We start from the raw sequence: 12,905 nt of genomic DNA on the forward strand, positions 1-12,905 counted from the left end.
ACAATATAAGGCGCGTGAAAAAGTCACGCAGAAAATGACCCGCGAGGGGGCTGTCGAGGTAAACGCCGCTACCGGGAAAAAGAAACGTATCAGCAAGCGGATAAGGGACGCGGACTTTGCAAAGACCGAAGCCCCACCGCAGCCGGAACAGGCAGCGCAGCCCCTACCGGGCGGCGCAACTTCCCCGCCCTTAACCGACACGCCGCCGCTTCCCCATGCGCCGGGGGCAGAACGGGAACAGGACACCGCAGCAGCCGAGCGCGTCTTGGAACGTATCGACGGGGCGCGTACCAGAAAGGCGAGCAAAAAGGCGGCGAGGAAAGCACAGGCAGAAGCCACAGCAAAAGAAAAATCTTCCCGCTTGCAGTTTACCGACGAGGAACGGGCAACGCCGGAGCTTGAAAGGTATATCCGAAAATCGGACAAAGCAGCCGACCGTCTGGACGCGGCAAAGGCGGCTATCCCCAAAGAAAAGAAACTTGTACGGGAGCGCACCTTTGATGAAGCCACCGGGAAAGGCAAGACCCGCCTACATTTTGAGGAACAGGAAAAGCCCATAGGAAAGAATAAGCCCCACAATAACCCGCTATCCCGCCCCGCACAGGAAGCGGGTATTTTCGTCCACAACAAGATACATTCCGTTGAAAAGGACAATTCCGGCGTTGAGGGGGCGCACAAATCCGAAGAACTGGCAGAGCGCGGCGCAAAGTACGGGGCGCGGAAAGTCAAGGAGGGCTACCACAGCCACAAGCTCAAACCCTACCGGGCGGCGGCAAAGGCAGAGAAAGCGGCGTTCAAGGCGAATGTGGATTTTCAGTACCATAAAGCCCTGCATGACAATCCGCAGATTGCGGGCAATCCCCTTTCCCGCTTCATGCAGAAGCAGCAAATCAAGCGGCAGTATGCAAAGTCGGCAAGGAAAGGCGGCGCAAAAACGGCGCAGAAAGCCGCAGAGAACACCCGCAAGGCGGCAAAAAAGACCGCCGAGGAAACAAAAAAGGCAATCGCTTTTGTAGGGCGGCACCCGGCGGGCGTATGTATCGCCGTTGCCGCGCTACTCTTATTCATCATGGTATCGGCGGGGCTTTCCTCTTGCGGTTCCATGTTCTCCGGCTTGATGAACGGCATACTTGGGACTTCCTACACGTCGGAGGACAGCGACCTTGTGGCGACGGAGAACAATTACGCCGCAAAGGAAAACGAGCTTCAGCAGCAGATTGACAATATCGAAAGCACCCACCCCGGCTATGACGAATACCGCTATGACCTTGACAGTATCGGGCATAACCCCCATGAGTTAGCGTCCTACCTCACCGCCCTTTTACAGACCTACACCCCGCAGAGCGCACAGGCAGAGCTAAATCGCGTCTTTGCCATGCAGTACACTTTGACGCTGACAGAAGAAACGGAAATCCGCTACCGCACAGAAACAAGCACAGACCCGGAAACAGGGGAAACGACCACCGAGGAAGTACCCTACGAGTACCATATCCTCAACGTGAAGCTGACGAACAAGCCCATTTCCGAGATTGCGGAGGAACTTCTAACGCCACAGCAGCTTGAAATGTACCGCGTCTATCTGGAAACAAGCGGAAACAAACCGCTGATTTTCGGCGGCGGCTCCCCCGATATGGGCGCGTCCGAGGATTTAAGCGGCGTACAGCTTGTAAACGGCACACGCCCCGGCAACACCGCCGTTGTAGACCTTGCGAAGCGGCAAGTCGGCAACGTGGGCGGGCGACCCTTTTGGAGCTGGTACGGATTTAACAGCCGCGTGGAATGGTGCGCCTGTTTCGTTTCATGGTGCTACAATCAAGCCGGAAAGAGCGAGCCGCGCTTTGCCGGGTGCCAGTCACAGGGCGTACCCTGGTTCCAGTCACGCGGGCAATGGGGCGCGAGGGGCTATGAGAATATCGCCCCCGGCGACGCTATCTTTTTCGACTGGGACGGGGACGGGAGCGCAGACCATGTGGGGCTTGTTATCGGAACGGACGGGGAGCGCGTCTATACCGTCGAGGGCAATTCCGGCGACGCCTGCAAGATAAAGAGCTACCCCGTCAATTACTCCTGTATCAAAGGCTATGGGCTGATGAACTGGAATTAACATATTTTTGAGCAAAGAAAGGAGAAATTTATTGATGGCTATGAACAAAATTGAACGTATCGACAAAGAGATTGCAAAGACCCGCGAGAAAATCACCGAGTACCAGAACAGATTAAGGGGGCTTGAAGCGCAGAAAACCGAAGCGGAAAACCTGCAAATCGTACAGCTTGTGCGCTCCATGCGCCTTTCCCCGCATGAGCTTTCCGCTATGCTTTCCGGCGGCGGTATTCCGGGCATGGAAGCCGCGCCGGGCTACCCCGCAGAACCCGCAGACCACGACACCGAAGAAATGGAGGACACCGAGAATGAATAAGAAAATCCTTAGAACCTTGACCGCACTCTGCGCCGCCCTCATGCTGACGGGCGGCTTTTCCGTCACCGCCTTTGCACAGACCCCGGAGGGACAGGACGCGACCGACGACAGCGGCGTTGTCTATGAGGAACCCGAAAAGGAAGAACCCCTTACCCCGGACGGGAACGCGACCCTTGTAGACGATTTCGGCGGCAACAAGCAGCTTATCACAGTGACGACCAAAAACGGCAATTACTTTTATATCCTTATCGACCGGGACGACGAGGGCGAGGACACCGTACATTTCCTTAATCAAGTGGACGAAGCCGACCTTATGGCACTCATGGAGGACGGAAGCACCGAAGCAGCCCCGCCCGCCGTTTGCAGTTGCACCGATAAATGCGAAGCCGGAAAGGTAAATGTGAGCTGCCCTGTCTGCAAGGACAACATGACCGCTTGCAGCGGCAAGGAAGCGGAGCCGGAAACCGAGAAACCAACAGAGCAGCCCAAAGAGAAAGGCAATACAGGCGGGCTTGTGCTTTTCCTTGTCGTGGCACTTCTTGGCGGCGGGGGCGCGTTCTATTATTTTAAGTTTATGAAGCCAAAGCAGAACGTCAAGGGCGACACCGACCTTGAAGATTTCGATTTTGACGATTACGACGAGGACGAGGGGGACGGGCTTTCTGATGAAGAACAGGAGGACGAGGAAGCATGACGCTTTTTACCGAAAACCCTTTAGAAAAAATGATGGTACAAAGACCCACCGGGCGGCGTGACAGTGCGCCGCCCGTTCCAAAATCCCCGGCGTGTATGCGTTGCCCTTATAAGGCGCAATCCCCCTGTATCGGCTATTGTCTGAAACAGGCACAGGAGAAGAAGCACACCGCGCCGGAACGCTGAAAGGAGGATTTTTTCATGGCATTTAGACTTGTGATTGCAGAAAAGCCGAGCGTGGCGCAGACTATCGCCGCCGCGCTTGGCATTAAGGGGAAACAGGACGGGTATATCGAGGGCGGCGGCTACCTCATTTCATGGTGCGTCGGGCATTTGGTACAGCTTGCGGAAGCTGCCGCCTACGGGGAGCAATATAAAAAATGGAGTTTTGACAGCTTACCCATTCTGCCGGAGGAATGGCAGTACGCCGTTGACCCGGACAAGGGGAAGCAATTCAAAACCATTAAAGAGCTTATGCACCGCGCCGACGTTTCCGAAGTGGTAAATGCGTGTGACGCGGGGCGCGAGGGTGAATTGATTTTCCGCTTTGTCTACGAAGTGGCGGGCTGCAAGAAGCCCATGCGCCGCTTGTGGATTTCTTCAATGGAGGACGGGGCGATTAAGGCGGGCTTTGCTTCCCTCAAAGACGGGCGGGACTATGGCGCGCTCTTTGCGTCCGCCCTCTGCCGCGCAAAGGCTGACTGGCTTATCGGCATTAACGCCACCCGGCTTTTCTCCTGCCTGTATGGAAAGACCTTGAACGTGGGGCGCGTCCAGACCCCGACCTTAAAAATGCTCACCGACCGGGACGCGGCTATCTCCCATTTCCAGAAAGAAAAATATTATCATGTTCGCCTTGATTTATCCGGCGCGGACGCGGCAAGCGAAAGGATTTCGGACAAGGCAGAAGCCGACGCGCTGAAAGGGGCTTGCGAAGCGGGAAAGGCGGTATGCGTTTCCCTTACCAGAGAGAAGAAAACCGCAGCCCCGCCAAAGCTCTTTGACCTTACCTCTTTGCAGCGGGAAACGAACCGCATTTTCGGTTACACCGCAAAGCAGACCCTTGACCTTGCACAATCCCTTTATGAAAAGCGGCTCCTTACTTATCCGAGGACGGACAGCAGCTTTCTTACTGACGACATGGGCGGCACCGCAGCGGACATTATCGCGCTGCTTTGCGAAAAGCTCCCCTTTATGGCGGGCGCGGACTTCACGCCGGAGATTGCAAAGGTATTAGACAGCAAGAAAGTATCAGACCACCACGCAATCATTCCCACTATGGAGCTTGCAAAGGCTGACCCGGACGCGCTGCCGGAAAGCGAGAAGAATATCCTTACCCTTGCGGGGGCGCGTCTGCTTTTTGCCACCGCCGAGCCGCATATTTATGAAGCGGTTACGGCGGTTTTCTCATGCGCCGGGACAGACTTCACCGCAAGGGGAAAGACCGTACTTGCGGAGGGTTGGAAAGAGCTTGAACGCAGATACCGGGCGACGCTGAAAGATAAGCCCGAAGCAGAGGACGGGGAAAATGAGGGCGTGACGCTGCCGGAGCTTTCCGAGGGACAGAACTTTCCTAACCCCGCCGCAAAAGTAACGGAGCATACCACAACGCCGCCGAAGCCCCACAGCGAAGCGTCGCTTCTCTCTGCTATGGAGCGAGCCGGGAACGGGGACACCGACCCGGACGCGGAACGCCGGGGGCTTGGCACTCCCGCCACCCGCGCCGCCGTCATTGAAAAACTGGTAAAGGGCGGCTTTGCAGAGCGCAAGGGGAAGCAGCTTATCCCCACGCAGAACGGAGCCGCCCTTATATCAGTCTTGCCGGATATGCTCACTTCCCCGCAGCTTACCGCAGAATGGGAAAACAATCTGACGCAGATAGCAAAGGGAGCCGCAGACCCCGGCGAATTTCTGTCCGGCATTGAAGCTATGGCGCGGGAGCTTGTGCAGACACACGCCGCAGCACTGGACGGGAAAAAGGATTTGTTCCGGGAGGAAAAGCCCTCTGTCGGCAAATGCCCCCGTTGCGGTTCCCCCGTCCATGAGGGGAAGAAAAACTATTATTGCAGCAACAAAGAATGTGCCTTTGTCATGTGGAAGAATGACCGCTTTTTCGAGGAACGCAAGACCGCTTTTTCCGCGAAGATTGCCGCCGCGCTCCTTAAATCCGGCAAAGTGAATGTGAAGAAGCTCTATTCCCCGAAAACAGGCAAGACCTATGACGGAACTATCGTTCTGGCTGACACTGGCGGGAAATACGTCAACTACCGTATCGAAGTACAGAAGAACTAAAAACTTGAATAGCAAGCATAGGAAGCGGGTACCCACTTCCGTAAATCCCTGTCCTGCCGCTGACGCGCCGGACGGGGATTTTGCTTGTTGGGAAGTTTCCCAAACCCTCTAAAAAAATGAAAAAATTGTTGGCATAACGCACAGCCCACCGTAGTACGGGGCGAACCCCAAAAGCGCGGCGGTGCGCCGCCATTTCAGAAAGGAGCGAATGAATGGAAAAGAAAAAAGGTTACTCCATGTTTGAGCGTGACAAGTTAGACCCGGCTGACAGTATGCGGATAGAGCGAAATATTTATTTTGAGGAACAGACCGCTGACCTTTCCGGGCTTACCGCCCTGCCCTTAGAACAGTTACAGGCATTGCGGGAAGAATACGCGGCGGCTGAACAGGCAGCTTTTGAAGCCTTGCAAGAACAGGCGGCGGCATGGGACGAACAGGCGGGAAAGACCCTTGCCATTGACAAAGCCATTGAGTATGTGAGGACACCCGAAGCTACGCATACCGCGAACCAGTGGGAAGCTACGGACTACGGGAAGCACATCAGCAACCGCGTCTACCAAATGCGCTACCACATATCCGAGAATACCCGGTATGACAGGGAAAAAGAGAAATCCATTCCCTATTCGTGGACGCTTTCATGGAGTATTTACACCAACAGCCCCCACAATTACGGACAGGCAAAAATCGCCGGACAGGAAAGGAAAGTCTTTGCAGACAAGGCAGCTATGGAAAAATATCTGAATGGGCGTATCAAAGCCTATCAGCATTTATTCACCGAGGTATCGCCGCCTATCCCGCCAGAGTATGCAGAGCATTTCAAAGTAAACGGGCAGCTTTTACCGGGCTATGCTATCGAGGGCGAGGAACGGGCGCAGCCTACCGCTGAAAAAGCAGCCCCCACCACAGCAGAGCCGCCACAGGACACCGAACAGAGAAAGGAGCGTGAAACCATAAACGAGCAGTTTTCAATTCTTATCGACAGCCGCAGCCGCTTTGAAACAGGCAAACCGGGCGGCGTGTGGCTTCCCATGCCGACCACAACAGAGCAGCTTCATGCGGCTATGGAAAGCGTCGGCATTACCGCAGACAATCCGCAGGATTTTTTCATCAACGGGTATTCTTCTACGGAGGACTGCCCCTTTGACTTGCCGCTTTCCGTTATCCAAAGCGCAAGCATGGACGAGCTGAATTATTTTGGAAAACTTCTGGAAATGCAGAGTGACGGGGACAAGGATAAATTTGCGGCGGCGGTTACACATGGCGAGTATGCCGGAAGCATGAAAGACCTTATCAACCTTGCACAAAACCTTGACTGTTACTGGCTCTATCCCACTGTCCGCAGCGAAGAAGATTACGGTTATTATCTTATCGACGAACTGGACGAGCTGGAGCTTCCCGAAGAAGCAAAGAAATATTTCAAGTATGAAGAATACGGGCGGGACGCAGTTAGCAAGGATAAGGGGCAGTTTACCGAACAGGGCTATATCTATAACAATCAGAACACCTTTACCGAATGGTATCGGGGAACGGAAAACGAGATACCCAAAGAATACCGCGTTATGAGCTTCCCACAGCCGGAACGCGGCGGACAGGACAAGACCTTTATGGACGCAGCCGCCACAGAGCAGACCGCCCGAACCGCCGCAGAGCAGCCACAGGAGCCGCACCCGGTTATCCCTATCGTGCTGACAGCCGGGAAGCCCGCCGAGAAATTAAAAGAGATTACCGACCGTCTGGAACAGGGCATTACGGAACTCTTTGACAGCGAGCGTTACAAGGAATATCTGAAAGTCATGTCAAAATTCCATAATTACAGCTTCCGAAACACCGTCCTTATCGCCATGCAGAAGCCGGACGCTTCCCTTTTGGCGGGCTTTTCCGCTTGGAAGAACAACTTTGAGCGAAATGTGATGAGAGGGCAAAAGGGAATTAAAATCATTGCCCCGTCGCCCTATAAAATCAAACAGGAAATGCAGAAAATCGACCCGCACACGCAGAAGCCCATAATCGGCAAGGACGGAAAGCCCGTCACCGAGGAAAAGGAAATCACCATACCCGCCTACAAGGTGGTATCCGTCTTTGACGTTTCCCAGACCGAGGGAAAGGAACTGCCGGACATTGCCGTTGACGAACTGACAGGCGACGTTGACCGCTATAAGGACTTTTTCGCAGCCCTTGAAAAGACTTCCCCCGTTCCTATCGCCTTTGAGAATATCGAGGGCGGCTCTCATGGCTACTACCACTTGGAGGACAAGCGCATTGCTATCAACGAGGGCATGAGCGAATTACAGACCTTAAAGACCGCCATTCACGAAATCGCCCATGCGAAGCTGCACGACATTGACCTCAACGCGCCAAAGGACGAGCAACCCCGCGTTGACCGCCGCACCCGCGAAGTCGAAGCGGAAAGCGTCGCCTATACCGTCTGCCAACATTACGGGCTTGACACGTCGGACTATTCTTTCGGCTATGTCGCCGGGTGGAGCAGCGGGCGGGAGCTGTCCGAGCTGAAAAGCTCCCTTGAAACGATACGCAGCGCAGCCGCCGAGATTATCAATTCCATAGACGCGAATTTTGCGGAGCTGCAAAAGGCACAGGACAAGGAGCAGACCGCCGGACAGGAGCAGCCCACCAGAGAGGGACAAGAAGCCGCGCCACAGCCGGAAGCCCCGAAAAAAGCAGATACAGCCGGGAAAGAAAAGCCGGAAGCAGCCCCGAAAGAAGCCTTTACCCCGGAAACGATTTACAGAGTGCGCCGGAACCCTTACAGCGACAGCCGGGAAAACAGCCACCTCTTGCAAGCCTATGTGACACAGGAGAACGGGCGGGCGAAAATGGGCGACGTGCTTTATACGGGAACGCCGGAGAAATGCCGCGAGCTTATGGGGCAGCTCAAAAGCGGCGAGCTGACCGAGGGCGACGTAAAGCAGCTTTACGCAAAGGCACAGGAAACGGCGCAGACCACCGGACAGGACAAGGACACCTTTTCCATTTACCAGATAAAGGGCGGGGACGAAACAAGGGACTTCCGCTTTGAGCCTTACGACCGCCTGCAGGCGGCGGGAAATGTGGTTGATAAAGCGAACTATGAGCTTGTCTATTCCGCGCCCCTTGCGCCGGAAACTTCCCTTGAAGATATTTATACCCGCTTCAATATCGACCACCCAAAAGATTTTAAGGGACACAGCCTTTCCGTTTCGGACGTGGTAGTGCTTCATCAGAACGGACAGGACACCGCGCATTACGTTGACAGCGTAGGCTTCCGGCAAGTGCCGGAGTTTTTACAGGAGCAGAAGCAGCTTACCCCGGACGAGCTGACAACGGGCGAAACAATCCAGACACCGAGGGGGACTTTCCATGTGACCGCCATGAGCCGGGAGCAGATAGAAGCCGCCGGATATGGCTTTCACCACCAGTCGGACGACGGAAAGTATCTGATTATGGGGAACGGGACGCGGGCGTTTGCTGTTGCCGCAGAGCAGCCGGAAAAGGCAAACCCCTTGAAGCATATCGAGGACACCGTAGAGCAGAACGACAACAACTTTGACGGTATCATCAACAACACCCCTACCGTTGACGAACTGGAAGCAAAGGTTAAGGCGGGAGAAACAATTTCCCTTGTTGACCTGGCTAACGCGGTCAAAGCCGACAAAGAGCGCGGCAAGGAAGCGAAGCCGGAAAAGAAGCCCTCTATCCGGGCGCAGCTTAGGGCTGACAAGGAAAAGGCGCAGAAGAAAAACGCAAAGCAGAAATTACAGGATTTGGAAAGGAGCTGACCCATGCCGAAACAGAGTAAATTTGAGAACGTGGATTTGTTCGCTTCCCTCAATGCGGTTATGAAGCAGAACACAGGCTTTTACCAGAGCGACTTGGAGATTGACAAGGAGATTATCGCAAAGGCGGCGGCAAGCCCCCGCAAGGAGGACAAGACCCTTTTGTGGTTCTGCCGCCCGTCCGGGACGCATTGCTTCCGGGAGCGCGACGTTTTCCTCAAAGACACCGCGCCCCACAACACATGGCGTTTCTACATGGAGCAGACGAGCGACCGCGTCCTTGCCTATGCAATCGAGCTAACGGGGACGGAGCGCGGGAAAATCAAGGGCAATCTGTACGAACTGGACTACGCTAAACATTATGAGCGCGTCAAGGAAAAGGAGCTGCCCGCCGATACGGTGAAGCTGATTTATGAGCATGGGGAACGGGAGATACCCGCCGGACAGTTTTTCAACGGCAATCCCGATTATGAGCTTGGAAAGTTTGAACGCTTTGAAGCCGTACCCAACGACCCGGACGCGCTGCAATCGCTCTTACAGGAAGAACGGCGCAGCCGGGAGCAGCTTCCGCCGGGGGATTTCAAGGCGCATATCGCCGCATTGCGGGACGGGCTGATTGAAACGGAAGCGCGGCGCATTGTACGGGAAATGAAGCGGCACGACACGCCGAACAGCCCCAACAAGACCCATTTCATGGTAGAGCTTTCCCCGGCGTTCATGCAGCTTGCAGCCACAAAGGACACTGACCGCCTTTTCTCCATGCTGCCCTACAAGACCCTTGCCTTTTCCAAAATCGAGGGCAGACATGGGACGTATGCGCTGATTGACAAGGGGGAGAACCGGGACAGGAAGATAAGGAAGCCCCGCCCCTCTATCCGGGCGCAGCTTAAAGCAGACAAGGCAAAGACCGCCCCGAAAAAGGCGGCGGCAAAAACAAAAAATCACGATATGGAGGTATGAGCATGATTAGACTGACTGTTGAAGAAACAAACCTTTTGAGCATTTACAACGAGGGCGGCAAGCGGGCTTTGATTGAGAATGTCAACGCCGCGCTGCCCTACATGGACGCGGATATGCGGGAGCTTGCAAAGCGCACCCTTTCCAAAGTGGACGCTTTGACCGAAGCGGAATTTGCAGAGCTTCCCATTTACGCCGCTGATGAAGTATGAACGGGGTTAAGCGGCTGACGCCGCCCCAGAGCCGGAAAGTCAACGCCCTTGTGCGCCGGACGTGCTGCAATTATGATAACGGGAACTGTATCTTACTGGACGACGGGGACGAGTGCGTTTGTCCGCAGCTCATTTCCTATTCGCTTCTCTGCAAGTGGTTCCGGGCTGCGGTGCTTCCCGCCGACAGGCTACTCTATGCGGAGCTTTACCAGACAGGGGACAAGAAGAAGTGTACCGAGTGCGGCGCGTTCTTTGCGTCAACCTCTAACAGTGTCAAATACTGCCCCGTCTGCCGGAAGCGTATCACCCGCAGACAAGCTGCCGAGCGCATGAGGAAAAGACGCACCCCTGTTACGCAGTAGGTGCGGAAAATCCCTTGATTTACAGGGCTTTCCGGGCGTGAAAATCGGATAGGCGATACTTTATACCTTTACCCCCGAAAATGGCGTTCTACTGCGTAACATTCACGAAAACAGCACCCATAAAAAGACAGGGCGCGGAAGTCATATACTGGCTTCCGCGCCCTGTTCTTTTTTTGCCTATCTGACATTTCCCTTTTCCATTTCTTCAAGCGGGAACTGCGGGAGGGCTTCTATCAGCTTCTTTGTGATAGACTGGCGCATATCTTCGTTGATTTCCTGTTTCGTGCTTCCGTCTGGCTGTCTGACCGCTACCGTCGATAGCCTGTCGATTTCGTCCTTGTAGCAATCCACGACTTTCTCCACCGCCCATTTCTCCCCGGCAACGGCGGCGCGTATGGTTTCATATTCCGGCATTTTCTGGTTTTCCATGCTCAACGCTCCTCTGCTTTTTGATAGCCCTATCATAGCACAGCGGCGGGGATTTTGCTATCCTTATCCGCGTTCTGTTTCCTTTTCCCGTTCCGGCTGTCTGTCTGCCTGTAAAATGCTGTCAATGTTCTGCTTGATAATATCATATTCCCGGACTTTCTTTTTCAATTTTCCATAGTCGGCGTAAAGGGCTTCTTTCTGCGCTTGGAGGGCTTCATACTCCGATTGCAGCGCGGCGAGGTTCGGGAGCTTCGCAATGCCCGCCGCTTTCAGTGACCTTACGGCGGCTTCATGGAGGATAATTGCCTGTTCCTGTCCGGCGCGGTACTTCTCCCTGTTCCTTGCCTTGCGGTATGCGTCATAGACAGGCTTTGTCTTTTGATAGGTGGAAACATTCTTGATAAGCACCGCCATTTCCGCAAGCCGCTTTTCGGCGTTCTTCAATGCGTCTGCCGCCTGTCCGCTTTCCGCTGCCATTTCCTCAATCCGGCTGACTAAATCCGCGTACTGCTCAATCTTATGTTCCGTCAAGAAATTCATTGTTTTAGCTGCCTGTTTCAGATTGTGGATTTTCGCCCACTGTTCATAGCCCTTACTCTGCGCTGCCTTGATACTGTTCTCAATGTCGATAAGCAGCGACACGCCGCGCTGCTCTCTGGGAGCTTTCGCCACCTTTGTCCGTCTGCCCGCTATCCGTTCCCTTACGGCTTCCTCTGTATAGTCTGCGCCGAGGGTTTTAAGGCGGGTGAAGCGTTCCTGTCCGGGGGCGCGGCATGATACATATTTCCCCGGCTTTATCTCATAGCCCGCCGCCTGTAACCGCGTTAGCAATTCCTCAAAACTGGAAACTTGGGGGATAAGCGCGTCAACAGTGGTTTTCAGCTTGCCTTTCCAACTTGTACCCGTCTTTTCTGCCTGGTACTCCGCATAGCTCTTTCCCTTGCTGCCCTTGCCGGGGACGACAACGGACAAGCCATTTTCCCGGCACAGCTTGTCGCTCATGTTCCGTATGCCGTAATAGCTCCTTTTGTTGGAATTGTATTTATGGTGGTCTACAAAGTTCACCGCGCAAAAAATGATATGGTTATGGACGTGTCCTTTGTCAATGTGCGTCGTGAGTACATACTCATGCTGCCCCTTTGTTACCGCGTCGGCAAGCTGCTTTCCGATTTCATGGGCTTTCTGATAATCGACTTCCCCCGGCTCAAAGGACTGTATCAGATGAAAGGCTAAATTGTTCCCCTTTTGGAGTGCTTGCGACAGGGTATATTCAAACTCAATATCTGCCGTTTCATAGGAGCAACCGAAAGAGGACACAAGCATTTTCCCGTCCGTCTTGTCCGGGTTTTCGATATAGTCAAGGGCTTTGCTTAGAGTGCTTTTAATAGGCTTAATCTTTGTAACCGCCATATCTCCGCAAGCACCCCCTTTATTTCCTCTATGTCCTCTTGGTATGCGTTCCCCGTCGCGTTTACGCGGCGTGCTATCTGGTTGACGTTGACACCGATTTTCTGTATCTCTGCGGTCATAGCCTTTATATCGGCGTGGTCTATCTGAATGATATACCCGTCAATGGCAATCTTCCGCAGATACGCCGCCATGTTCCGGGTGGGTACGAGCTTCATTTTTTCCAGTATTAAATCCCGTTCCGCTTCCGTCACTCTGAATTTGATTTGCACTGTCCTTTTGCGTCCGTCCATGTGTTCGCTCCTTTCCTTTCCGTTCCGAGACTTCCCAACAAGCAATTTTCAACCGACGCGCCGCAGCGCG

General features: G+C 54.1%; 12 protein-coding genes. 9 read left to right on the forward strand and 3 right to left on the reverse strand.

Annotation, left to right across the window (positions count from 1 at the left end; translation table 11 throughout):
• Window positions 1-34 precede the first annotated feature (34 nt).
• The 9 genes from NQ560_RS11935 (at window position 35) to NQ560_RS11975 (ending at window position 10,706) form a co-directional block, all read left to right on the forward strand.
• Complete coding sequence (locus tag NQ560_RS11935; protein WP_002569174.1) at window positions 35-2,104, forward strand: C40 family peptidase; 2,070 nt, start codon at window positions 35-37, stop codon at window positions 2,102-2,104.
• A 34-nt stretch (window positions 2,105-2,138) separates the two neighbouring features.
• Window positions 2,139-2,417: a DUF4315 family protein gene (locus NQ560_RS11940; RefSeq protein WP_002569175.1), complete on the forward strand. Its 279-nt coding sequence runs from the start codon at window positions 2,139-2,141 to the stop codon at window positions 2,415-2,417.
• Window positions 2,410-3,111 carry a DUF4366 domain-containing protein gene (locus NQ560_RS11945; RefSeq protein ID WP_002569176.1) on the forward strand — a complete coding sequence of 234 codons (702 nt, stop codon included), beginning with the start codon at window positions 2,410-2,412 and terminating at the stop codon, window positions 3,109-3,111. Before NQ560_RS11940 ends, NQ560_RS11945 begins: the two co-directional genes overlap by 8 nt.
• Window positions 3,108-3,296, forward strand: coding sequence for a hypothetical protein (locus NQ560_RS11950; RefSeq protein WP_002569177.1), 189 nt, complete (start codon window positions 3,108-3,110; stop codon window positions 3,294-3,296). Before NQ560_RS11945 ends, NQ560_RS11950 begins: the two co-directional genes overlap by 4 nt.
• A 15-nt stretch (window positions 3,297-3,311) precedes the next feature.
• The gene (locus NQ560_RS11955; RefSeq protein WP_002569178.1) at window positions 3,312-5,402 is read left to right on the forward strand and encodes a DNA topoisomerase 3; all 2,091 of its coding nucleotides are present in this window, start codon (window positions 3,312-3,314) and stop codon (window positions 5,400-5,402) included.
• Between the two features lie 212 nt (window positions 5,403-5,614).
• On the forward strand, window positions 5,615-9,178 hold the full coding sequence (locus NQ560_RS11960; RefSeq protein ID WP_002569179.1) for a YodL domain-containing protein: 3,564 nt from the start codon (window positions 5,615-5,617) through the stop codon (window positions 9,176-9,178).
• A 3-nt stretch (window positions 9,179-9,181) separates the two neighbouring features.
• Window positions 9,182-10,135 carry a hypothetical protein gene (locus tag NQ560_RS11965; protein ID WP_002569180.1) on the forward strand — a complete coding sequence of 318 codons (954 nt, stop codon included), beginning with the start codon at window positions 9,182-9,184 and terminating at the stop codon, window positions 10,133-10,135.
• A complete protein-coding gene (locus NQ560_RS11970) occupies window positions 10,132-10,344 on the forward strand; it encodes a transposon-transfer assisting family protein (protein WP_004607965.1) in 213 nt (70 codons plus the stop codon). Before NQ560_RS11965 ends, NQ560_RS11970 begins: the two co-directional genes overlap by 4 nt.
• Window positions 10,341-10,706, forward strand: coding sequence for a cysteine-rich VLP domain-containing protein (locus NQ560_RS11975; RefSeq protein WP_002569182.1), 366 nt, complete (start codon window positions 10,341-10,343; stop codon window positions 10,704-10,706). The genes NQ560_RS11970 and NQ560_RS11975 overlap by 4 nt, the downstream gene beginning before the upstream one ends.
• A 177-nt stretch (window positions 10,707-10,883) precedes the next feature.
• On the opposite strand, the gene NQ560_RS11980 is transcribed toward NQ560_RS11975, so the two are convergent.
• The 3 genes from NQ560_RS11980 to NQ560_RS11990 form a co-directional block, all read right to left on the reverse strand.
• Entirely contained in the window at window positions 10,884-11,135 is a 252-nt protein-coding gene (locus NQ560_RS11980) for a helix-turn-helix domain-containing protein (RefSeq protein ID WP_002569183.1), read from the reverse strand.
• A 63-nt stretch (window positions 11,136-11,198) separates the two neighbouring features.
• Window positions 11,199-12,545 carry a relaxase/mobilization nuclease domain-containing protein gene (locus NQ560_RS11985; protein WP_002569184.1) on the reverse strand — a complete coding sequence of 449 codons (1,347 nt, stop codon included), beginning with the start codon at window positions 12,543-12,545 and terminating at the stop codon, window positions 11,199-11,201.
• Complete coding sequence (locus NQ560_RS11990; RefSeq protein ID WP_002569185.1) at window positions 12,506-12,835, reverse strand: plasmid mobilization protein; 330 nt, start codon at window positions 12,833-12,835, stop codon at window positions 12,506-12,508. The genes NQ560_RS11985 and NQ560_RS11990 overlap by 40 nt, the downstream gene beginning before the upstream one ends.
• Window positions 12,836-12,905 lie beyond the last annotated feature (70 nt).

This window comes from Dorea formicigenerans (assembly GCF_025150245.1).
GTDB lineage: Bacteria > Bacillota > Clostridia > Lachnospirales > Lachnospiraceae > Dorea > Dorea formicigenerans.

What these genes read in the sequence shown, in the direction of transcription:
- NQ560_RS11935 (WP_002569174.1), top strand. Translation starts at nt 35, where the DNA reads ATGACCCGCGAGGGGGCTGTCGAGGTAAACGCCGCTACCGGGAAAAAG.
- NQ560_RS11940 (WP_002569175.1), top strand. Translation starts at nt 2,139, where the DNA reads ATGGCTATGAACAAAATTGAACGTATCGACAAAGAGATTGCAAAGACC.
- NQ560_RS11945 (WP_002569176.1), top strand. Translation starts at nt 2,410, where the DNA reads ATGAATAAGAAAATCCTTAGAACCTTGACCGCACTCTGCGCCGCCCTC.
- NQ560_RS11950 (WP_002569177.1), top strand. Translation starts at nt 3,108, where the DNA reads ATGACGCTTTTTACCGAAAACCCTTTAGAAAAAATGATGGTACAAAGA.
- NQ560_RS11955 (WP_002569178.1), top strand. Translation starts at nt 3,312, where the DNA reads ATGGCATTTAGACTTGTGATTGCAGAAAAGCCGAGCGTGGCGCAGACT.
- NQ560_RS11960 (WP_002569179.1), top strand. Translation starts at nt 5,615, where the DNA reads ATGGAAAAGAAAAAAGGTTACTCCATGTTTGAGCGTGACAAGTTAGAC.
- NQ560_RS11965 (WP_002569180.1), top strand. Translation starts at nt 9,182, where the DNA reads ATGCCGAAACAGAGTAAATTTGAGAACGTGGATTTGTTCGCTTCCCTC.
- NQ560_RS11970 (WP_004607965.1), top strand. Translation starts at nt 10,132, where the DNA reads ATGAGCATGATTAGACTGACTGTTGAAGAAACAAACCTTTTGAGCATT.
- NQ560_RS11975 (WP_002569182.1), top strand. Translation starts at nt 10,341, where the DNA reads ATGAACGGGGTTAAGCGGCTGACGCCGCCCCAGAGCCGGAAAGTCAAC.
- NQ560_RS11980 (WP_002569183.1), bottom strand. Translation starts at nt 11,135, where the DNA reads ATGGAAAACCAGAAAATGCCGGAATATGAAACCATACGCGCCGCCGTT.
- NQ560_RS11985 (WP_002569184.1), bottom strand. Translation starts at nt 12,545, where the DNA reads ATGGCGGTTACAAAGATTAAGCCTATTAAAAGCACTCTAAGCAAAGCC.
- NQ560_RS11990 (WP_002569185.1), bottom strand. Translation starts at nt 12,835, where the DNA reads ATGGACGGACGCAAAAGGACAGTGCAAATCAAATTCAGAGTGACGGAA.